Raw genomic sequence first — 1,295 nt, forward strand, 5'->3', positions numbered from 1 at the left:
GGCCAGGACCAGGTCCACGGCTGCCCGSGCCATGGCCTSCCGGCTCTCCTGCACCTTGCGGGTCCTGCGGCCCTCACTGCTGCTCATGTCTCCGACTGTACTCCTCTAACTGTCCCAGTGGGACACTTGACCCACTGGGACAGTACGAGTGCCGCGATCGGTCACCCCCGTCGGTCGGGCCGACGCGTCACCCCTGTCGGTCAGGCCGATCCCCGCAGAACTCCGCCTCGACCACGTCGGTGTACACCGACGGGTCCGGCAGCCAGTCCCCGTTGATGTTGAACGTCATCTGGTGCCTGCCGTCGCGCGTGCCGGCCATCGCCGTGAGCGAGCCGTTCGTGCGGCCGGTCTTCCCGATCACCTTCACCCCGCAGGAAAGCTCGGCGAACTCGACGCCGAGGCCGTATCCCCTGCCACCGCCCGCGGGAACCTCATCGAGCATCTCCCGCAGTTGCGCGCGCGGCAGCAACGCGCCGCCGAGCAGGGCCCGCTGGAAGCGGTTCAGGTCACCGGCCGTGGAGATGATGTCGCCGGACGCGCCCAGCCAGGTCATGTTCTGCTCGGTGGCGTCGATGACGGGGGCGTCGGGGGCGTCGCGGTGCAGTCGCGAGTACCCGACCGGGTGCGGCTCCGGCAGCCGGGGGCCGCTGCCGGGGAACGAGGTGCCGCGCAGCTTCAGCGGGCGGATGACGCGGCGCGTGACCTCGCGCTCGTAGCTGTGGCCCGTCGCCTTCTCGATGACCATCCCGGCGAGTACGTAGTTGGTGTTGGAGTACAGCGGGTGCCGCTCCGGGTCGGGCCGCGGCGGCTGCTTCAGCGCCACCGCCACGAGTTCCTCGGGGGTGTGCTCGTCGTAGCGGTGCTCCGGGAAGCCGGGGCCCGCGGCGTCGTGCTCGAAGGCGGGGTCGTCGGTGTGGCTCGCGATGCCGCTCGTGTGGTTCAGGAGCTGCCGCAGCGTGATCCTCGCGCCGTCGTAGCCGTTGCCCCGCACCAGGCCGGGCAGCCACTTCTCGACCGGGTCCGACAGGTTCAGCCTGCCTTCCGCGTCCAGTTGGAGCAGGACGGTCGCGATGAACGTCTTGGTGATGCTGGCCCCGCGGAAGTGGTCACCGGGCGAACGCTCGCGCCCCGTGGCGGTGTCCGCGTGCCCGGCGGCCTTGAACCAGGTCCCTCCGTCGTCCCGTACGAGGGCCGCGACGCCGGGCAGGCCGCCCCTGACGACCACGGCGTCGAGCGCCCGCGCGGTGGCCGCGTGCCCCCGCGCCCCGACGGCATCCTCGTGTCCCCGCCCCCGC

Annotated in this window: 1 protein-coding gene; it reads right to left on the reverse strand. The window is 71.9% G+C overall.

The genetic code is table 11. The annotated features are described in order from the left end of the window. Window positions 1-187 precede the first annotated feature (187 nt). A complete protein-coding gene (locus tag AB8Z36_RS40015; RefSeq protein WP_440582131.1) occupies window positions 188-1,225 on the reverse strand; it encodes a serine hydrolase domain-containing protein in 1,038 nt (345 codons plus the stop codon). Between the last annotated feature and the right edge of the window lie 70 nt (window positions 1,226-1,295).

This window comes from Streptomyces flavofungini (assembly GCF_041028215.1).
GTDB classification, from domain to species: Bacteria; Actinomycetota; Actinomycetes; order Streptomycetales; family Streptomycetaceae; genus Streptomyces; species Streptomyces flavofungini_B.